The 19,876-nt window shown below is 44.3% G+C and carries 18 protein-coding genes; 11 read left to right on the forward strand and 7 right to left on the reverse strand.

Annotation, left to right across the window (positions count from 1 at the left end):
• Positions 1-70 precede the first annotated feature (70 nt).
• From PO830_RS04425 to PO830_RS04450, 6 genes are all read right to left on the reverse strand, one after another.
• On the reverse strand, positions 71-541 hold the full coding sequence (locus tag PO830_RS04425; protein ID WP_272852321.1) for a hypothetical protein: 471 nt from the start codon (positions 539-541) through the stop codon (positions 71-73).
• A 397-nt stretch (positions 542-938) separates the two neighbouring features.
• Complete coding sequence (locus tag PO830_RS04430) at positions 939-1,715, reverse strand: TPM domain-containing protein (RefSeq protein WP_442870051.1); 777 nt, start codon at positions 1,713-1,715, stop codon at positions 939-941.
• Positions 1,715-2,152: a TPM domain-containing protein gene (locus PO830_RS04435; protein ID WP_272852323.1), complete on the reverse strand. Its 438-nt coding sequence runs from the start codon at positions 2,150-2,152 to the stop codon at positions 1,715-1,717. Before PO830_RS04435 ends, PO830_RS04430 begins: the two co-directional genes overlap by 1 nt.
• A 10-nt stretch (positions 2,153-2,162) precedes the next feature.
• Positions 2,163-2,762, reverse strand: coding sequence for a LemA family protein (locus tag PO830_RS04440; protein WP_272852324.1), 600 nt, complete (start codon positions 2,760-2,762; stop codon positions 2,163-2,165).
• A gap of 12 nt (positions 2,763-2,774) precedes the next feature.
• Positions 2,775-3,104 carry a MerR family transcriptional regulator gene (locus PO830_RS04445; RefSeq protein WP_272852325.1) on the reverse strand — a complete coding sequence of 110 codons (330 nt, stop codon included), beginning with the start codon at positions 3,102-3,104 and terminating at the stop codon, positions 2,775-2,777.
• Positions 3,104-4,081: a M23 family metallopeptidase gene (locus tag PO830_RS04450; RefSeq protein ID WP_272852326.1), complete on the reverse strand. Its 978-nt coding sequence runs from the start codon at positions 4,079-4,081 to the stop codon at positions 3,104-3,106. Before PO830_RS04450 ends, PO830_RS04445 begins: the two co-directional genes overlap by 1 nt.
• Positions 4,082-4,200: 119 nt before the next feature.
• Between PO830_RS04450 and alaS the strand changes: the two genes are divergently transcribed.
• The 11 genes from alaS to PO830_RS04505 all read left to right on the forward strand — a co-directional run bounded on the left by alaS (position 4,201) and on the right by PO830_RS04505 (position 18,270).
• The gene (gene alaS / locus PO830_RS04455; RefSeq protein WP_272852327.1) at positions 4,201-6,813 is read left to right on the forward strand and encodes an alanine--tRNA ligase; all 2,613 of its coding nucleotides are present in this window, start codon (positions 4,201-4,203) and stop codon (positions 6,811-6,813) included.
• A complete protein-coding gene (locus tag PO830_RS04460; protein WP_272852328.1) occupies positions 6,814-7,761 on the forward strand; it encodes a GSCFA domain-containing protein in 948 nt (315 codons plus the stop codon).
• 108 nt (positions 7,762-7,869) lie between these two features.
• The gene (locus PO830_RS04465; RefSeq protein ID WP_272852329.1) at positions 7,870-8,382 is read left to right on the forward strand and encodes a DUF6252 family protein; all 513 of its coding nucleotides are present in this window, start codon (positions 7,870-7,872) and stop codon (positions 8,380-8,382) included.
• Positions 8,383-8,566: 184 nt separating this feature from the next.
• Entirely contained in the window at positions 8,567-10,432 is a 1,866-nt protein-coding gene (locus PO830_RS04470) for an outer membrane protein assembly factor BamB family protein (RefSeq protein ID WP_272852330.1), read from the forward strand.
• A 76-nt stretch (positions 10,433-10,508) separates the two neighbouring features.
• Positions 10,509-11,234: a DUF6498-containing protein gene (locus tag PO830_RS04475; RefSeq protein WP_272852331.1), complete on the forward strand. Its 726-nt coding sequence runs from the start codon at positions 10,509-10,511 to the stop codon at positions 11,232-11,234.
• Between the two features lie 71 nt (positions 11,235-11,305).
• On the forward strand, positions 11,306-11,701 hold the full coding sequence (locus tag PO830_RS04480) for a hypothetical protein (RefSeq protein WP_272852332.1): 396 nt from the start codon (positions 11,306-11,308) through the stop codon (positions 11,699-11,701).
• 59 nt (positions 11,702-11,760) lie between these two features.
• A complete protein-coding gene (locus PO830_RS04485; RefSeq protein ID WP_272852333.1) occupies positions 11,761-13,143 on the forward strand; it encodes a hypothetical protein in 1,383 nt (460 codons plus the stop codon).
• A gap of 131 nt (positions 13,144-13,274) precedes the next feature.
• On the forward strand, positions 13,275-15,341 hold the full coding sequence (locus PO830_RS04490) for a tetratricopeptide repeat-containing sensor histidine kinase (protein WP_272852334.1): 2,067 nt from the start codon (positions 13,275-13,277) through the stop codon (positions 15,339-15,341).
• Positions 15,342-15,403: 62 nt separating this feature from the next.
• Positions 15,404-15,646: a hypothetical protein gene (locus PO830_RS04495; RefSeq protein ID WP_272852335.1), complete on the forward strand. Its 243-nt coding sequence runs from the start codon at positions 15,404-15,406 to the stop codon at positions 15,644-15,646.
• Positions 15,647-15,665: 19 nt separating this feature from the next.
• The gene (locus PO830_RS04500) at positions 15,666-17,543 is read left to right on the forward strand and encodes a tetratricopeptide repeat-containing sensor histidine kinase (protein ID WP_272852336.1); all 1,878 of its coding nucleotides are present in this window, start codon (positions 15,666-15,668) and stop codon (positions 17,541-17,543) included.
• Positions 17,544-17,619: 76 nt separating this feature from the next.
• Positions 17,620-18,270: a response regulator gene (locus PO830_RS04505; protein WP_272852337.1), complete on the forward strand. Its 651-nt coding sequence runs from the start codon at positions 17,620-17,622 to the stop codon at positions 18,268-18,270.
• A gap of 3 nt (positions 18,271-18,273) precedes the next feature.
• Here the strand turns inward: PO830_RS04505 and metK are convergent, their stop codons facing one another.
• Positions 18,274-19,530, reverse strand: a complete 1,257-nt coding sequence (gene metK, locus PO830_RS04510; RefSeq protein WP_272852338.1) for a methionine adenosyltransferase — start codon at positions 19,528-19,530, stop codon at positions 18,274-18,276.
• Positions 19,531-19,876: the final 346 nt, after the last annotated feature.

Consider the following 19,876-nt stretch of genomic DNA (forward strand, 5'->3'; position numbering starts at 1 on the left):
CGTCAGCGTTGGAAAAAACTTGCGTCGATTCCATAAACGGCCTCAACGCAAGTTATGATACTATAAACTCTTAATATTTTGGGAGCAACATATCGGCAGTACTCATGTACTCAAATGGATTTTTTTCACTCCAGCCGATGTAATGAAGGGTAACTTCCTCTTTGTGATTCACATAAAATCTGAATTCGTATATCAAAACACTTCCTTCGTGATATCCGATATAGGTATGTCTAAAATAGCGATCGCTTCCCTGTAAAAATCCTTCCTCGATAAGGTCATAATCATCGAGGTCGCCATACAATCCCTTTGGAGGTTTCAAGCTAATGATTTCGAACTTGCCCAAGTATTCATTACGTTGGGATATTTTTTTAGTTTCATCCCAGGTAGCTCCCAAACTGTTTACGATGAAATCGGCATTTTCCTTGAGTTTTTTGTCTTTGAAGTTGGTAAAAAAGGTGTTTGCGATAGCCTTTGCCTCGGCAATGTAGGCCTTTTTAGGCATGGCGTGTATGTCGAGTTCTTGTGCAGAAATGTTAAACATTGAAACAAAACAAATTGTGACACAGAGGAGTAGCTTATTTTTCATAAAAATGTGATAATGATAAAAGATTAAAATATAAGAGGTAGCAATATAGAGGTTTATTAGGGGTAGAAAAATTTTAATTATAAACGACACAACGCCAGAGACATCCATTAGTGATTTCCCATTGTTGAATTATATCGATCGCACCACCGCCCATTACGGCGGCTTACCTTAAGCTCATTATAATCTTGATAATGATGACAAACATTACCAGCCTCCTGAGGCTCCTCGATTGGTTCTTACGGAAAGTTTATCCCATTTTGTGCTTCGCAACGTACAAAATGGTCTAAACAACCACCGCCCATTACGGCGGCTTACCTTAAGCTCATTATAATCTTGATAATGATGACGAACATTACCAGCCTCCTGAGGCTCCGCCGCCACCAAAGCCGCCTCCTCCGAAGCCGCCGCTGAAGCCACCACCGCCACCAAAGCTGCCGCCACCGCTACTGTAACCACCGGTGCGTCCCATATTGCTCAGGATGATCACGTCTAGCAAACTGCCACCGCCACCGCGACCGCCTTTTCCGCCACCGCGACTTCTCAAGATGATAATTAAAATAAAGAACAGTAAAATGATCACCGAAGCGTATGGGATCTTGGAATCCTTCCGTTGTTTTCGATCTTCCTTAAATTCTCCTCGTAGGGCGGCAAATAGTGCGTCAGCTCCTTGATCGAGTCCGCTGTAAAAATCCCCTTTTTTAAATTCAGGGATCATGATCCTGTTGATAATACGTTCGGCCATGAGGTCGGTCACGCGATACTCAATTCCGTAGCCGGTATTGATGTCGATCTTTCGATCGTCCTTAGCCAAGAGAATAAGTATTCCGTTATCTTCATCGGCCTGGCCAATACCCCACTGCTGCCCCCAACGCGCGCCCAACATTGAGATGTCTTCACCTTTTGTGGTTCCAATAATAGCGACAACGATTTGGGTGGAGGTGGAGTCGGCGTATCCAACTAATTTCCGTTCCAAACTACTCTTTTGAGTGGGAGACAACAGCTCGATGTAATCGTATACGGAAGTTTGTTGTTTCGGAAGTTCTGGAATGTCGTATTGCGCCAGCGCAGACAGTGTTCCGAAGAGAAACACGAGCCAACAAAGACACGTCTTGGGCATTCGTGGGTTCATCATCCTATGGAAATATCGTCGGGCAATTCGTTTTTGTCATTCTTCCGAAATGGAAAGTGTTTCTTTAGTTGAAGTCCGGCTTCTTCAATACCTGCAATCAATCCTTGTTTCATATTCCCATCTTTAAAGTGCGTAATAATGATATCACGGGTACTGTCCCAAAAATCAGGAGCTACCACATCGTTGATGCCGCTATCTCCTAAGATCACCAGAGTGCGATCTTCCACAGCCACGTAGATCAAGACCCCGTTGCTCAATTTGGTATTGTCCATATGAAGGAAGTCGAATACTTCGGCGGCCCGTTCAAATGGATCAAGATCGGTATGCGCTTCCAGGTGTACTCGAATTTCTCCGGAAGTGTTTTTCTCGGCATTCCGAATGGCTTCAATAATGGCTGCTTCTTCTTCCGCAGCAAGAAAATCTTCTACTTTCGACATACAAAGGGTATTAGTTGCTAAAATCGAATTCTACCTCTGGAGCGACTTCAGCGCCCGCTTCACTCTTAAAATAGGCACGCTCTTCAAACCCGAGTATTCCCGCAAAGAAATTGGCAGGGAACTTTTTCACTTTGGTATTATAGGTTTGTGCCGTTTCGTTGTAACGGTTGCGCTCTACGTTGATCCTATTTTCGGTACGTTCTAATTCGTTGATCAATTCCTTAAAGTTCTCGTTCGCTTTTAGGTCGGGATAGCGCTCAAACACAGCCAAAAGTCTTGATAAGGCAGAACTCAAACCGCTTTGAACTTCCTGAAATTGTTGTAGTTGTCCGGGGGTGATATTGCTAGGGTCGATGGTCACTGCCGTCGCTTTGCTGCGTGCTTCGATGACTTGCGTCAGGGTTTCACGCTCAAATTCAGCATAGCCTCTGGCGGTGCTCACAATATTCGGAATGAGATCGGCACGACGTTGGTACGCGCTCTCTACATTTCCCCATTGGGCTTCGGCGCTTTCATCGAGCTCGACAAGGGAGTTGTTCAACGAAGCGATATATCCACCAAGAATGAGTACAAGCCCCAAAATAACGATGAGGGGTAGCCATTTTTTCATAAGAAACAGAATTTAAAGTTGGTCTTTGATTTTCAGTAATTCGGCTTTCACCGATTCCAATTTACGAATTATCTCAAAGTTGCTGAAGGTTTTCTTTTTGTTTTCTTTCAGGTGCGTTTTGGCGCCTTCCAAGGTAAAACCACGTTCCTTTACCAAGTGGTAGATCAATTCCAGATTCTTGATATCTTCGGGCGTAAACTTGCGATTGCCTTTGGCGTTCTTCTTCGGTTGAAGGACATCAAATTCTTTTTCCCAGTACCGAATGAGCGAAGCGTTCACCTCAAAAGCTTCGGCAACTTCTCCGATGCTGTAATAGCGCTTCTCCGGTAATTCGACATGCATTAGTCTAAGGATTGGTTTTCTTGCTGTGACTTCTCTAAAAGTACGGCAAATTCTTCAGCCGTTAGGTTTCCGTAGTAGAAATTAATCGGATTGATACGTTCCCCATCCTTGAACACTTCATAATGTAAATGCGGGGCTTCACTTCGTCCGGTACTTCCTACAAATCCAATAAGATCGCCGCGTTTTACTTTTTGCCCCTGGCGAACATTGTATTTGTAAAGATGGGCGTAAAGGCTCTCGTAGCCAAAGCCGTGCTCGATGCGAATGTGGTTTCCATAGCCCGAAGCGGTATTGTCGGCTCGACTCACAACACCGTCTCCCGAAGCATAAATTGGCGTCCCACGGGGCGCCGTGAAGTCCATTCCCCAATGGAATTTACGCGCCTTGGTAAAAGGATCGGTTCGATATCCGTAGCCAGAAGCCATACGCGTTAGGTCTTCGTTTCTCACGGGTTGAATCGCCGGAATAGCGGCTAATAATTTCTCTTTATTTTCGGCGAGTTGTGCAATCTCATCTAGGGACCGCGATTGGACCACAATTTGCTTGGTTAGAATATCAATACGTTTGTGTGCATTAACGACCAACTTCGAATTGTCAAAACCTTCCAGCTCCTGATAGCGATTTACTCCGCCAAACCCGGCTTTACGCTGATTTTCAGGAATCGGATTGGCTTCAAAATACACACGGTATAAATTATTATCGCGATCTGCCAACTGATCCAAGACGGTTTCGGCCTGGTCCATCTTACGGTTTAACAGCTCGTATTGCAGCTCCATATTGGCCAATTCGCGTTTTAAGGCCTTTTCTTTGGGCGTTTCTACATACGGAAGGTTGAGGTAGATCACCAAAAGCACGAATCCGCTTAAGAAGATTCCTAAGAGACTCAACAGTACAATACCCAATTTTCTACCTTTTTTCTGTTCGATTTTTCGGTACGAAAGGGTTTCGCTATCGTAGTAATATTTGACTTTAGACATACGCTAAAAAAGTCCTATTTTTGCGGTTGATTGAACACGACGTTCAGAAGCTAACGCATTGCAAAGATAAAAATTGTTTGCATTGTAGGAGAAAACGTCATTTTTAAGCTGTTTTACCTATGAATTCCAACGATATACGTAGTCGGTTTTTAGACTTTTTTAAATCGAAGTCACATACCATTGTCCCCTCGGCCCCAATGGTGATGAAAAACGACCCCACGCTGATGTTTACCAATGCCGGTATGAATCAGTTTAAAGAATATTTTTTAGGGAATAAAGAATCGAAGGATGTCCGTATTACCGATACGCAAAAGTGTTTGCGCGTAAGCGGAAAACACAACGATCTGGAAGAGGTGGGGATGGATACCTATCATCACACCATGTTCGAGATGCTGGGCAATTGGAGTTTTGGAGATTATTTTAAAGAAGAGGCGATTGCCTGGGCGTGGGAGTTACTCACAGAAGTTTTCCAAATGGATCCTTCGATGCTTTACGTTACTATTTTTGAAGGGGATGCTTCGGAAGGACTGGAACGCGATACCGAAGCCTTCAATTTTTGGAAACAATGGGTGCCGGAAGAACGAATTCTATTAGGCAATAAAAAAGATAATTTTTGGGAAATGGGCGAACAAGGCCCCTGTGGCCCCTGTAGTGAGATTCATGTTGATATCCGTTCCGAAGAAGAAAAAAAGAAAACACCGGGAGCTGATTTAGTGAATCAAGACCATCCACAAGTAGTGGAGATCTGGAACCTGGTTTTTATGCAGTTCAACCGAAAGGCCAACGGTAGTCTCGAGCCTTTACCCGCGCAACATGTAGACACCGGCATGGGTTTCGAACGTTTGTGTATGGTGTTGCAAGGCAAACAAAGTAATTATGACACGGATGTCTTTACGCCCTTAATTCGCGAGATCGAAGCCATCACGAACAGTACCTACGGAAAGGACGAAAAAATCGATATCGCCATTCGTGTGATTGCCGACCACGTTCGGGCGGTGGCATTTTCGATTGCCGATGGACAATTACCTAGTAACAATGGAGCAGGCTATGTGATTCGCCGAATTTTACGACGTGCCATTCGGTATGGCTTCACCTTCCTCGACCAACAGCAACCTTTCATTTATAAATTGACAGAAACCTTGGTCAAGCAAATGGGCGATGCGTTTCCGGAACTTCGGAAAGAAAAGAACCTGATCGTGAATGTGATTCGCGAGGAGGAAGCCTCCTTCTTACGAACCCTGGATCAAGGATTGGTATTGCTGGAGAATATCATTCAAGGGGCTTCCGATAAGGAGATCTCCGGAACAAAAGTGTTCGAACTGTATGATACCTATGGATTTCCTGATGACCTAACCGGGCTGATTCTTCGTGAGCGCGGATATCACTACGATAAGCAGGCATTCGATGCAGCATTGCAAAAGCAGAAAGATCGTTCGCGTTCTGCTGCGAAGGTGCAAACGGGAGATTGGGTGATCTTGGAAGAGGACGCGGAAGAAGAATTTATTGGCTATGATAGTCTGGAAACTTCGGTTCGGATTACCCGGTATCGAAAAACAGAAAGTAAGAAAGAAGGCGAAGTGTATCAATTGGTTTTCAACTTAACACCGTTTTATCCGGAAGGAGGCGGACAGGTTGGAGATAAGGGGTATCTGCAAGCGCCAAACGGAGAGGTGGTCTATATTGTAGACACCAAAAAAGAGAACAACCTGATCATCCATTTTGCCAAGAACCTTCCTCGAAATCCCGAGGAGACCTTTAAAGCGGTGGTGGACGCTAAACAACGATCACGAACGGCTTCCAATCACACCGCGACGCATTTATTACATCAAGCGCTTCGGAATGTGCTAGGGGAACACGTAGAACAGAAAGGATCGATGGTACACAGCAGAAACCTGCGATTCGACTTTTCGCATTTCAGCAAGGTTTCCGAAGAAGAACTCAAAACCGTAGAAGATTTTGTGAATGCGCGAATTCGGGAAGGGTTAGCGCTTCAGGAACAACGCAATCAACCGTATCAAGAAGCATTAAATGAGGGGGCCATTGCCTTATTTGGAGAAAAGTACGGAGATACCGTTCGAACCATCCGTTTTGGAAAATCGATGGAACTTTGCGGAGGAACCCATGTTCTAAACACCAACGAGGTTTGGCATTTTATTATTACTTCGGAAGGAGCTGTGGCTTCGGGAATTCGACGTATTGAAGCGATTACCGGAGATGCCGCCAAACAGTATTTTATGGAGCGCAGTGAGGCCTTCAAGCAGGTACAACAATCGCTCAATAATGCAAAAGACCCGGTGCAGGCCATATCAAAATTACAGGAAGAAAAAGAACAACTGGAACAACAGGTAGCCGGCCTTTTAAAGGAGAAAGCGCAAGGCTTAAAAGGAACGCTCAAACATAATATTCAATCGGTAAACGGTATTAATTTCCTAGCGGAAAAAATTGATTTGGACGCTTCGGGTATGAAAGATCTCGCCTACGAATTAGGTGGTGAGGTCGAGAATCTGTTCTTGGTTTTTGGTTCAGAACAAGAGGGAAAAGCGCTACTCACCTGTTATATTTCAAAAGACCTAGCTGCGGAAAAGGAACTCAATGCCGGAACCATCGTACGCGAATTGGGTAAACATATCCAAGGTGGAGGCGGCGGCCAACCGTTTTTCGCTACGGCAGGCGGGAAAAACCCGCAAGGAATTTCCGAAGCCTTAGAAAAGGCCAAAGCCTATCTCGCTTAGGTGAACTGGAGTACCGAAATACCGCTTTCTCCACAACAGCCTTCCATTGATTATGCGTCGGATGTCCTTTTATTAGGCTCTTGCTTTGCTGAACACATTGCGACTACGTTAGACTACTTTCAGTTTCGATACCTCAGCAATCCTTTTGGCGTGTTATTTCATCCTTCTGCCATCGAAGCGGTCATCACAAGAGCCATCAATCTAGGGAACTACACAGAAAAAGACTGCTTTCAGCACAACGATTTATGGCATTCGTTTGAGGCGCATTCTAACTGTTCTACAGCCACTCAAAAAGAGCTGTTGAGTACCTTGAATACCGCTTTGCAAACGCTTCACGACCGAATTCTATCGGCATCACATATTGTGCTGAGCTTCGGAACCGCTTGGGGGTATCGGCATGTTGAAAGCGATCAATTGGTAGCGAATTGCCATAAGGTTCCGCAGAAAAAATTTCTGAAAGAACTGTTCACTCCGGAAGAAGTAGCAACGGCTTTGGAGAACATTGTGGTATTGGTTCGTGAAGTGAATCCTAAGGCTACCGTTATAACTACCGTTTCACCGGTACGGCATCTAAAAGACGGATTTGTTGAAAACAGTTTGAGCAAAGCCCATCTACGCGCCGGAATTCACCAGGGGATCGATGCCTTGGAAGGTGCGTATTATTTTCCGTCGTTCGAAATAATGATGGATGAACTCCGGGAGTATCGCTTTTACGAGTCGGATATGATTCATCCCAATCAGGTTGCGATCGCTCATATTTGGAACCGCTTTAGAACGGTCTGGATTTCCGAAGAGACGCTGTCGCTTCAGAAAGAGATTGATTCCATTAGAAAAGGGTTGGCGCATCGTCCGTTTCATCCCAACCACGAGGCGCATAAAAGTTTTCAGCAATCCCTTCAGAAAAAAATGGAAGCAGTGGCAAAAAAGCTACCATATGCCCGCTGGTAATCCCTGTATTTATTGAGGTTTTAAGAGAATACGTCAATTGCCCTATTGAACCGTGAGGCGTTATATCGCAGTTTTGCTTCAGAATAATAACCTAAAAACCCAACAATTATGAAACGGTTCAAAAATGTATTTCTCGTGCTACTACTAAGTGTTGCCGTGGTAGCGTGTAATAAAAGTGACGATGATGGTGGCGATGGGGGCGGTGCTGCAGAAGGTACGGTAACGGCCAAGGTAGATGGTGCTAATTTTACTTCTATGTCTATCGCGACAACAGCAGTACAAACCACAGCAGGTGGGGTTACCACGCTGCGCATTCAAGGATCGGATGCCGATGGAAAAGGAATCATCCTAACCATTACCGGTTTTGATGGTACTGGATCCTATGACGTAGGTGGTGGAGCTGATATTTTTACCAATGCTATTTATGTTGAAGCCAATGTTTCAAATCCAACCGATTCACAATCTTGGATGGCTCCTTTTGATGAGAGCGTAGCGGGAGAGATCAACATTAGTGAGATCAACGAAACCAATGTTACCGGAACCTTTAGCTTTACTGGTAAAAATTCGAACGATGATTCTACAAAAAACATAACCGAAGGGGCCTTTAATGCCAATTTCTAATGGTTTAAACGTATAAAGAAAATCTCAAGTGTTGAGGTTTTTACGTGGAGCCGGGGGTATTACAACTGTAGTACTTCCGGTTTTTTATGTAATGCCTCCGCGGTGTCTGCCGAATACGACAACTGCCGTATTGAATGCGAGTTTGGAATACGACACCTTTGAGATCAGATTAAACTTCAAACACATGAACATACAAAAAACACTTAGAAACCTCTTGATACTATTTACAGTATCCACAAGTTTGGTTTGGTCTCAAAAGGCCGAAACACCCGATTTTCGCTACGATGTAGGCGCGAAGATCAATGAAATGACCTTGACCCAAGGAGGAACCCTTGTGGTAGCTACCAACGATGGCTTGGTAGGAATTAAGCCCGGTTCTAACGAACTGCTCTTTAACTTTACTGACTACGGGCGCGTAAAACCTGAAGAACTATTCTTTGTTCCCAATGCACCTTATGTGATGGTAGGCCAAACCGGGTTTGCCAGTATCAGCACAAAGAAAGCTGTGATCGATTATATCTCTGGAAAGAAACTATTCAGTACAGAAGATAATGGTTGGAAAATGGTGACCACCTGCGATGTTATGATGCCACAAAATAAACTCGTGGTTAGTGGCCAACGTCGTGCGAAAGAAAAATATGCAACCCAGGTAGCCGTGTATGATCTCAATACAGGGCAAGAGGATTATCGCTTTAATCTAGGAGATCCAGACCGCGTAGGAATTGCAAAGAACTATAGCGTTACTGGACGTCCCTTGTTGCTGAAAGATTACCTCATCGTGCCTACGGCACAAGGGTTGGTTGCCAAAAAGGCACAATCAGGTGAAATCCTTTGGGATAACAAAATGAAGAATGTGAATTGGATGGTTACAGACGAAACTGAGACGGAGATCTACGCTTTTGAGGTACATCCCAATGGAAACAACACCAAGATCCATAAAGTGGGTACTAATGGCGCCGAACTATGGGAAGATGAACAAAAAGTAAAAGGTGTAGTGACCAATTTCGAAATCCTTCCGCAGGGCTTGGCGATCGTAAGTAATACGTATAATCAAGGTAAAGGAATTTTAGCAGGCAGTTCAGAATCTAAAATTGCGATGCTAGATGCAAAAAACGGTGAAGATTTGTGGGATAAGGCTCCCAAAACGAAAGGCTATGTACAACATTTCTACATCATGGAAGACGGTATTCTCTTCGGAATTCACGAAGGAGGGATCAACAAGATTTCGTACGACGGAAATACGCTGTTCAAAAAGCCTTTAAAAACAGGAGAGAATATTCTCACTATGGCCGAAACCCCTCAGGGATTGATCTACATCACTTCCGAAGATGCTAACATCGTGAACTTAAATACCGGAGAGCAAGTGTGGAAGAAACCGTTAAAGTACAAGCGCACGGATGCGGTTTCGTCAACCTTTGATAAAGCCAACAACCGGTACTTGATTAGCGCGGACGAAACCTTGTACGCTATCGATGCCAATACCAGTGAAGTAACCGAATTGGCGGAGTCTAAATTTGAAGGAAAGGAAGCCCCCACCGGCATTGAAATCCGTTCCGGAGGCATCTTGCTAACCAGCGATCAGAACATGATGATGCTCGACAGTGGCGGAAGTACCAATTGGCATGAGTATTACAGAGCTCCGGGGAAAAGTGCAATGGGAGCTATATTAGCCGGAGTCACTGCCGTGGCAAGTGCTGCAGGGGCTGCAGCAGCAGCGAATGCTTCCATTCAGAATAGAATTGCCAAATATGATGACCTGGCGGATCGCCAATCGAATTTAGCAGGCGGACTAGCAGCGGCGTCTGGCGCTTCGGTAACGGAAATGTTGAAACGTTTTAAAGCGACAGCGGCTACGGCAAACGCGCAATTTGTCTTAACCAAACTCGATGACGGAGTGGGCTTGGTAAAATTGAATAAAGACACGGGTGCGTTGGAAAAAGAGATCGTTCTGAAGGACAAAAAACCAGAATATCAAGTAGATGAACTAGGCGGTGTATTGTATTACAAAGCCGATAATAACAGTATTTTTGCATACGATTTAACCCGGTAACTAACCAAGTTAGATGGAGGCTTCTTCGGAAGCAAAAGCCCTATCGCTTGATGGGGCTTTTTTATACCTTATGACTATGAAAGCAATACTGCTACCCAATAAATACAATGCCGTGGTGTGGGCACAGGCCGTGTTCTTTGCCGTGTTAGTTGCTCTTGGTATCGTCGATGCATTAACCGTCTTACTGGCTTATTTTCTAGAAACCATCATCGTTGGAATGCTACACGTGATCAAGCTTGCCATGGTGAATCGCTATGGTAAGGCTTCAGAATCTAACGATCCAAATCAACCGAGAGGCATTGGTTTGATCCTATTCTTTATTATGCATTATGGGTTTTTTGTGGCCATTCAATCCATTTTTATGTTTGGATTTTTTGAAGGCGCCATTCCCGAAATTACCAGCGGCTTTAATTTGATCGAAAACTACAGTTATGCCTTTCGACATCCCGGGATCATTCCTGTGTTGGCTTCTATTATCGTGACGAACGTTGCCTATTTCATCACTAATTTTATACAGCCGCAACGGTACAAAGAATACCGAGCGAGTGAACTACTCATGAAGCCGTATGTTCGCATTTTTGTACAACAGTTTGCTGTAATTCTAGGAGGATTCTTCTTCGTGATTCTTCAAGCCGGTACAGCAGCGGCTGTCTTCTTAATCCTGTTTCGGCTTGGAGTCGATCTGGTAATGGTAGCGCTTCGGAAAAATGGAAATGCCCTACAAACGGTCGCTGAGAAACTGAGCAAAACCGAAGAAGAGGCCCTTAAGATGAAACGCGAATTAGAGCGCTTTTCCGAATAAATAGTGCAAATGCCCTATTTTCTTACAACGCATTATTGGTGACTTTTACCGGACACTTAAAAACCAGAATCATGAGATATGTAATCATGCTATGTTGCTGTATCACTTTAGTAGCTTGCTCGGGCTATGGAGAAAAAGTGACCTACGACGGCACCGATGTTCACTACACCCAAGACGATCTTAAGTCGAAAGCAGAAGCCACCGGAGCGTATTTAGAAGAAATCGGATTTACCGATGGAGACCCTAAATCGGTTCAAATTACGCGCGACTCGGTCTATCATTTTCGTATGGTGGTACAAGACGGTATCGCAGAAGACCCGAGCATGGAGGTGAGTTTTAAAGCCTTAGGAATGTTGCTTTCCGAAAAGGTATTTGAAGGCGAACCCATTCATTTCGATCTTTGTGACGATACCTTTACTACCCTCAAAACGGTTCCGATTCGTACGTCAAAAAATCCTAGTTCGTAGCATCTCACCATTCGAGTTTTTCAAAAATCATTATTTTCACTGTACCAAATTACTTCATTATGAAATTTTTATACACCCTATTATTATTGTGTTCTGTGGCTGTGGTAGCGCAAGTGTCACCGCCTTCTACCCCAAACCGCCCCGGAACGAATACCACAACAATTACGGGTCCGTCTTGGACCAAACAAGGCATTTATTATACGCTCAAGGACGCGAAAGGAAATGTGTTGAGCAATACAATGGATCTAAAGTATCTTAAAACAGATACCCTTGGAGTCTTGGATAAGACCAACCGAAATGTCTACTTATTGGCTGATTTCAAAAACGCTTCCGAAGGAAGTACTGGAAAGGCCATACTGTTGCAGCAAAACGTGGGAAACAGTTTTTTCTTCACGAATCCCTATTCGTTCGTACATTATGTGAATGATGAATACAACGCCGGTCCTTTCAGTAATATCAATGGCGACTATATCTATTATCAACCCGAGCTTGGAGCTACCTATCGGCTTCCAAACATTCGCTCCTACACCACCTTTGCCGCCGGAAATAGTATGAAACTTCCAGCTTCGAGCAATCACACCTATTGGTATCGTGACGCGGCCAAAGGGGAATATGGAATCATCAAGGAAGGACGACCTATCGATTATTCAGTGGCGAAACCTAAGAAAGTGGGTAACGACATGACCGTTGATATCAACGGAGTGCATACCTACACCTTGCCGGGTTATTATACCATGGCATCCTTCGTCTTCACTCCGGTGACCATGGCGAATACGTCGGTTTCCGGTTCGGGCTGCGTTTCTGGAGATTGTCAAAACGGATGGGGAAAATGGGAAGACGACAATGGGTATTACGACGGATTCTGGAAAAATGGTAAAAAGGACGGCTACGGCATGTACAAATGGACCGGTATTGGAAAGTATATAGGCAATTGGTCCAATGGAAATATGACGGGCTACGGCGTGTATTTGGCCGATAATAATGATAACGTCGTGGGAGAATACCTGAATGGAGAACTCAATGGAAAAGGATATACCGTGACGGGTGAAACCTGGGCTCAGGGCGTGTATAGCAACGGGCAGTTGGTTACGCCGCATAAATTTGTAACAAATAACGTTACCACAGGCTGTACGGCAGGCGATTGTGTTAATCAGTATGGTCGCTATAAGTGGGATAACGGAGATTCGTTCACCGGTTTTTGGTTGAATGGTCGTATGTATATGGGAACTTACGCTTTTGCCTCCGGCGATAAGTACAGCGGGATGTTCAATTCTAATAATGAGTTCGACGGATTGGGGCGTTTTTTCTTCGAGTCGGGTGAATACTATGGCGGCGAATGGAAAAACGGAAAGTACCACGGTAGAGGCTACTACCACGATCAGGACTACAAACAACAAATAGGGGTTTGGTCAAATGGGACCTTGGTTACTCCTATGAAGTAACATCTCTTGTGAGACATACAAAAAGGGGCTTACGGCCCCTTTTTTTAATTTCAGTTGCATATGTCTTGGCTGTTTTTCCGCGGAAAAGAAGTAGGTTCTGAATAAAATAATTGCGCTATATTAGACCCGTTTTGAGAAAAATTTTCTACATCATCTCCCTTGGTGTCTTCGGATTCTTTTTGAATTCGGAAACGCTCGTTGCACAGGAGGCGGCACTGGACAGTATTATCGAATCGTATAAGGATCAAGCCTGGGAGCTCAAATATTCTAACGAAACGGAAGCCAATCGTGTATTGCAATTAGGCTTAAAGCGATCCAGAAAACTAAAGCGTCAAGCCGATGAAGGGTATTTTTATCGCAAATTGATCTCGCAAAAAGGATTCAATGGCGAAACCGATAGTGCACAGTATTACTTTGAAACCGGGATGAAATTCGCCCTGCGACAGGATTCTCTTGAGGATAGCGGACTCGTTGGAAAACTACACAGCGAAATGGGTGAGATGAGCCATCGCAATGGTGCTTTGAAGGAAGCAATTTACCATTATCAAAAAGCCGATTCGGTTTTTCGTGCTGTGAACGATAGCCTCGGAATAACCATCGCAAAACTCAACTTAGGGAATATCTATTATGTTCAGGGGGAATATCCTAAAGCCATTCAACTCTATCTGGAGGGCGATCAAATGGCCGATACAACTCAATACCAATACATCAAAGGAACCATCTATAATAGCTTATCGGCAAGTTATGGTGCCTTGGAGGACGATAAAAAGGCAAAGCTATTCGCTGAGAAAGCCCTGGAAACCTTTACTAAAGAAAAAGATCAATATCCTGAATACATGCCTTTAGCGTATACCAATTTAGCGCAAAAGGAACAGGCTGACGGAAATTATGACAAGGCGTTGGCGCTCTTGGACGAAATGGATCTTTTTATTGAGGAGAAAGGACTGGAGGCCTCCAAATCGTTGGCGGCGACACGACGTGCCAAGATCTATTTGGAGATGGAGCGGTATGCAGAGGCTATTGAGGTGCTAGAAGCTACCAACCACCTGCTCGACAAATATCGCATTAATGCTGAAACCGACTTTGATTATCACTACACTCTGGGAGTGGCCTATGTGGAGTCTGGTGCCTCACAAAAGGCCCTGCAAACCTTAGAGCCTTTAGAAGCCAAGGCCGATAGTCTGGAAATGCTTTCCGAAGTGGCCTACATTAACGATGCCCTGGCCAATCTCTATGCTTCTAGAGGTGACTTTACAAAAGCCTATCAGGCACAAGAGAAGTTTCAAAAGATCAACGACAGCCTATTTACCCTCGAGAAACAACGGTCGTTCAAAGAGATTGATGCCAAGTACGAATCGGAAAAGAAAGAGCGTCAATTGGCAGAAACCCGGGCAGATCTGGCCCAACGAGAGCTAGAAGTAAAGCAAAAAAACGCGTTGGTGTATGGGGGCTTCGGATTGGCGATGATATTAGGGCTGCTGGGATATCTGTTGTACAATCAACAGAAATTGAAAAACCGTCAATTACAGCGCGAAACCGAACTTAAAACCGCTTTGGCCCGTATCGAAACGCAAAATAAACTTCAGGAGCAACGCCTTCGGATTTCGAGAGACCTGCACGACAATATCGGGTCGCAACTCACCTTTGTAACTTCCTCCATTGAAAATCTTTCTTACGGAATGTCGAACCAGGAAGACAAGGTGCGCCACAAGCTGAAAACCATAAGTGAATTTACCACCCAAACCATTTACGAACTACGGGACACCATCTGGGCCATGAATAAAGAACAGATCTCCTGTGAAGATCTACAAACTCGTATTGCCAACTTTATCGACCAAGCACACCGCAGTCAGGAGCAGGTTACTTTTCAGGTGGAAATAAGTCCGTCTGTACCCTCCCACCACACCTTTACGTCGGTGCAGGGAATGAATACCTATCGCATTATTCAAGAGGCGGTGAACAATGCGATGAAGTACGCAAAGGCGACGGTTATTGGAGTACGTCTTGACAAAGTGGATGATCAATTTCAGGTGACGGTGCAAGATGATGGTAACGGTTTTGATCCTTCTAATGTGCCATTGGGCAACGGACTCCAAAACATGAAAAAGCGGGCCCACGATCTAAACGGAAGTCTGCAACTTTCCAGTGAACCGAATGTGGGTACTACCGTGCGTCTTGAATTTCCTACAATGAACTAAGGCAATTGTCGTATAGGGTAGCCAAGGCTGAGTTTCTATCTTTAGCTTTTATTCTGAAAATTATGGCCGAGCGGTTCTTCTTGCTTATTGGTGGTGTGTTGACAATGCTATTGGTGATGTGGCACTGGTTTCGTGTGGAAAGAAAGCGAGATTGGAAACGACATCAAGCGTTTTGTGAGCAGTTGGAAACCAAATTGGCCCTGCATCGCAAGCAAATCGCGAAACGACACATCGCCTTAAGACGTTATGATTTCCTGGAGTATAATCTGGAGGAAGCGCTACTTGTTCAGCAAGAAATTAAATAATACCTTTCCAGCTCCTTATATGATTCGCTACGCGCTTATACTTGGTTTGCTCTTGGGTTGCTTCGGAATGCAAGCACAAGACCTAGAAACACTATTAGAAAAGGCACTGCCGCCTTCAGACTCCTCGGGCTATTACTTTTCGCAAGCGGAAACCTTCCTCCGAACCTCTGATGACCGTATTTCCTTTCTCACTGCCAGGCAGAGCTATTATTCCGAAGTCTTGCAGCGCGATTCCCTGGATAGGGTAGCGAATGAATTAGTGGCTATTTATGCGGAAGCCAATGATTATGACGCCCTGAGTCTGCAATATCACAAGATGGGTTATTACCTTGAGAAAACCGGACTTTACGATGAGGCGATCGCTCTATATTTTAAGTCGGTGGAGGCCGCAAAAAGGCAAAACAATTATGTGTTGATCAACCGTGCCTATCGATCGATCTCGCAATGTCATCGCCTTTTCCACGACTATGATGAAGCGATTTTCTATGCCAAGAAGACCATACTAGAGACGCCCGACACCTATCCCGAATACGAAAAAGATATGGTAGATGCCAACAATTTGATTGGGGCTGCTTTTAGTGAACTCAACAAACCCGATAGCACGCTTTTTTACTACGAACGGGTGCTTTCTTATGTGCCCCCTCTGGATTCCATCGATATTGCTGCCACGCTGGGTAATATGGGGTATGCTTATTTATTGGCGGGCGATATTGAGAAGTCACGTCAGTACAATCAAATAGGCCTTGATATGTATTCTAAACTGAACAATGAATACGCGCTGGCCGTGTTGTATGTAAATAGTGGAATGACCGAAAACGTGGCAGGGGAGTACCAGCGGGCGCTTCGCTATTTGGATAGCGGTGTGGTGTATACCGAACGAACCAACTACGTAGAAATGTACAAATGGATCTACGACGAGCAATATAAAATCTACAAGGCGCAAGGAAAGTTTGAAGCGGCAATGAAAAGCCTCGACAAGCTGCGAGTCATCAAAGATTCACTGTTTGAAGTAGAACGTGCCAAAGCGGCAAAAGAATTGGAGACCCAATATGAAACCGCTGAAAAGGAAACGCAAATTTTGCAACAACGCGCCCAATTGGCCGAAAAAGAATTGGAAGTGCGACAGAAAAACATCATCATTTTCGGAAGTTTGGCATTGGCACTGGTGCTTGGGATACTGGGATATATGCGCTACAAGCAGCAGAAGTTGAGAAATCAGCAGCTTAGAAAAGAAAACGAACTAAAATATGCGTTGGCGAAAATAGAAACACAAAACAAATTACAAGAGCAACGCCTTAGAATCTCACGCGATCTGCACGATAATATCGGGGCGCAACTTACCTTTATAATTTCGAGTCTGGATAATTTGAAATACGGCTTTAAAGACATGGGCGCGAGCCTGGAAAATCGTTTGGGTGGGATAAGTCGGTTTACAAGTGCTACCATTTATGAATTACGAGATACGATCTGGGCGATGAACAAAGAAGAAATTACCTTTGAAGACCTACAGGCACGCATCACTAATTTTATTGAAAAAGCACGTACAGCTACTTCTTCGGTTACTTTTGAATGCATTATAGAACCCAATGTAGATAGCGACTACACCTTTACTTCCGTGGAAGGAATGAACATCTACAGGATCATTCAAGAAAGCGTGAATAATGCGCTTAAATACGCACAGGCGAATCAAATAAAGGTAATTTTTTCCGAAGCTAACAAGTTGCTGACCATCCAGATTTCAGACAACGGACAAGGTTTTGATAGCGATCTGATTTCCGACGGAAATGGTTTGCAGAACATGAAAAAACGCGCGAGAGACATCGATGCAGAATGGTCGGTTTTATCACAAATCGACCACGGGACAACCATCGAGATCAATGTTCCGAAGCGATCCTAGATAGGGCATTTGTCGTATCGGTTGGGGATCTTATTATTTGTAACTTCCCTATCTTTAACAAACTAACCAAACGACCATGAATCTCAAAGTTGCGATTGTTGACGATAATACCTTCCTCATTCATGCGATTAAGGAAAAATTGTCCTTTTTTGAAGATGTTTCCATTAAACACACCTCTCTTAACGGAAGTGAGTTGCTCACGCAATTAGAGCATAATCACAATCTCGATGTGATCTTGATGGATATTGAAATGCCGGTACTCGACGGGATTGAAACCACCCAAATGGTGAAGCAGAAGTATCCACATATCAAAATTGTGATGTTGACGGCCTTTGATAACGACGAGAATATCTTCAACGCCATCAAGGCGGGTGCCGATGGGTATCTGCTGAAAGAGATCAATCCAGAAGACTTGTACAATGGATTGCAGGAAACAATGAATGGCGGAGCCGCGATGAATCCGTCTATTGCGCTTAAAACACTGAAGCTGTTGCGAAATCCTGACAGTATTAAAAATCAGTCGGATAAAGAGGAAATATCCCTGTCCAAGCGCGAAGTTGAGGTCTTAGAGCAACTCAGCAAAGGATTGAGCTATACCATTATTGCAGAGAATCTGTTCCTCTCTCCAAGTACGGTACGCAAACACATTGAAAATATTTACAAAAAGCTACAGGTGCACAGCAAGATTGAAGCGGTACAAAAGGCGAAAAATCACAATATCATTTAGCCGCTACGCCAATCCAAATGCCTCTTTCACTTTTGAGACGTAATCTAGTTTTTCCCAGGTAAACAACTCAACGTCCACTTCCTTTCTGCCGCTATACGGACTCTCAAATATTTTAGTGACAGTTTCAGGAATGCGCCCCATGTGCCCATACGCCGCAGTTTCCGAATAGATTGGGTGACGTAATTTGAGTCGCTTTTCGATGGCGGCCGGGCGCATATCAAATATCTCAGCTACTTTCTTAGAAATTTCTCCGTCTGTGAGTCCGAGTGACGATTTTCCATACGTATTGACCAAAATCGAAGTAGGCTCCACCACACCAATGGCATAGCTCACTTGCACCAACACTTCATCAGCGACACCCGCTGCTACTAAATTCTTGGCGATATGGCGGGAGGCATACGCTGCACTTCGATCTACTTTACTTGGGTCCTTTCCACTGAAAGCACCACCTCCGTGCGCTCCTTTTCCGCCGTAGGTGTCCACGATGATCTTTCGTCCCGTGAGTCCGGTATCCCCGTGAGGACCACCAATCACAAATTTTCCGGTAGGATTTATGTGGTAGGTAATCGCATCTGTAAAGAGCTTTTGCACGTATTCCGGAAGCTGCGCTTTAACTCTTGGCATCAAGATAGAAATGATGTCCTCTTTGATCTTTTTGAGCATGGCCTCGTCCTCGTCGAACGCGTCATGCTGTGTAGACAATACTATCGTATCGATGCGCTGTGGCACGTCGTTATCGTCGTATTCTATGGTCACCTGACTTTTAGAATCGGGACGCAAATAAGCTATCTCCTTTCCTTCACGGCGCAATTTTGCGAGCTCAATGAGGATGGTGTGTGAGATTTCTAAGGCCAACGGCATGAACTTATCGGTTTCATTGGTCGCATAGCCAAACATCATACCTTGGTCTCCGGCACCTTGTTCCTCTTTAGAATCGCGATCTACTCCTTGGTTAATATCCTGTGATTGTTCATGGATCAACGAAATAACACCGCAGGAATCACCGCTAAATTGATAGGCCCCTTTGGTGTACCCAATTTTGTTGATCACCTCGCGGGCAATGCTTTGTACATCGAGATAGGTGTCACTTTTTACTTCACCTGCCAGCACTACCTGCCCTGTTGTCACCAACGTTTCGCAGGCAACTTTCGATTCGGGGTCGAAGGCCAAAAAATGATCTAATAAGGCATCGCTAATCTGGTCTGCCACTTTATCGGGATGTCCTTCGGAAACGCTTTCCGAAGTAAATAAATACGCCATACAAGGAGTTTAAATAAGTTATCAAAAAGAGGAAACGACGCGCAAACTGCTGAAGGAGATGTACTGCCTTTAGCATTTTTATTTTGAAACCCTACTCGTTTTCAAAAGAGGTTGCAATCAGTCAAATCTTTCCTCTTGAACGGGGCAAATGTACGTATTTAAAAACAACTACAAAAGCATTTACGCCCGGCTTAAAATTTCCACGTCTGTCAGGGTAACTTTTTAATTCCAACGGTAGGGTTATGTCTTTTTTTAGCGATGACTGTCGTAAAATATAAAATGTAAAATGCTTTAATACAGTTGTTTATCTATTTTTTTGAAGTATTGAGCTTGGGCACATTTCTAA

This window comes from Altibacter sp. HG106 (genome assembly GCF_028561755.1).
Lineage (GTDB): Bacteria > Bacteroidota > Bacteroidia > Flavobacteriales > Flavobacteriaceae > DFVG01.

Excerpts from the sequence above, each read along its gene's own strand:
- PO830_RS04485 (WP_272852333.1), top strand. The coding sequence starts at position 11,761 with ATGAAATTTTTATACACCCTATTATTATTGTGTTCTGTGGCTGTGGTA.
- PO830_RS04470 (WP_272852330.1), top strand. The coding sequence starts at position 8,567 with ATGAACATACAAAAAACACTTAGAAACCTCTTGATACTATTTACAGTA.
- PO830_RS04450 (WP_272852326.1), bottom strand. The coding sequence starts at position 4,081 with ATGTCTAAAGTCAAATATTACTACGATAGCGAAACCCTTTCGTACCGA.
- PO830_RS04430 (WP_442870051.1), bottom strand. The coding sequence starts at position 1,715 with ATGAACCCACGAATGCCCAAGACGTGTCTTTGTTGGCTCGTGTTTCTC.
- PO830_RS04425 (WP_272852321.1), bottom strand. The coding sequence starts at position 541 with ATGTTTAACATTTCTGCACAAGAACTCGACATACACGCCATGCCTAAA.
- PO830_RS04475 (WP_272852331.1), top strand. The coding sequence starts at position 10,509 with ATGAAAGCAATACTGCTACCCAATAAATACAATGCCGTGGTGTGGGCA.
- PO830_RS04445 (WP_272852325.1), bottom strand. The coding sequence starts at position 3,104 with ATGCATGTCGAATTACCGGAGAAGCGCTATTACAGCATCGGAGAAGTT.
- PO830_RS04440 (WP_272852324.1), bottom strand. The coding sequence starts at position 2,762 with ATGAAAAAATGGCTACCCCTCATCGTTATTTTGGGGCTTGTACTCATT.
- metK (WP_272852338.1), bottom strand. The coding sequence starts at position 19,530 with ATGGCGTATTTATTTACTTCGGAAAGCGTTTCCGAAGGACATCCCGAT.
- PO830_RS04480 (WP_272852332.1), top strand. The coding sequence starts at position 11,306 with ATGAGATATGTAATCATGCTATGTTGCTGTATCACTTTAGTAGCTTGC.
- PO830_RS04500 (WP_272852336.1), top strand. The coding sequence starts at position 15,666 with ATGATTCGCTACGCGCTTATACTTGGTTTGCTCTTGGGTTGCTTCGGA.
- PO830_RS04465 (WP_272852329.1), top strand. The coding sequence starts at position 7,870 with ATGAAACGGTTCAAAAATGTATTTCTCGTGCTACTACTAAGTGTTGCC.
- PO830_RS04435 (WP_272852323.1), bottom strand. The coding sequence starts at position 2,152 with ATGTCGAAAGTAGAAGATTTTCTTGCTGCGGAAGAAGAAGCAGCCATT.
- PO830_RS04505 (WP_272852337.1), top strand. The coding sequence starts at position 17,620 with ATGAATCTCAAAGTTGCGATTGTTGACGATAATACCTTCCTCATTCAT.
- PO830_RS04495 (WP_272852335.1), top strand. The coding sequence starts at position 15,404 with ATGGCCGAGCGGTTCTTCTTGCTTATTGGTGGTGTGTTGACAATGCTA.
- alaS (WP_272852327.1), top strand. The coding sequence starts at position 4,201 with ATGAATTCCAACGATATACGTAGTCGGTTTTTAGACTTTTTTAAATCG.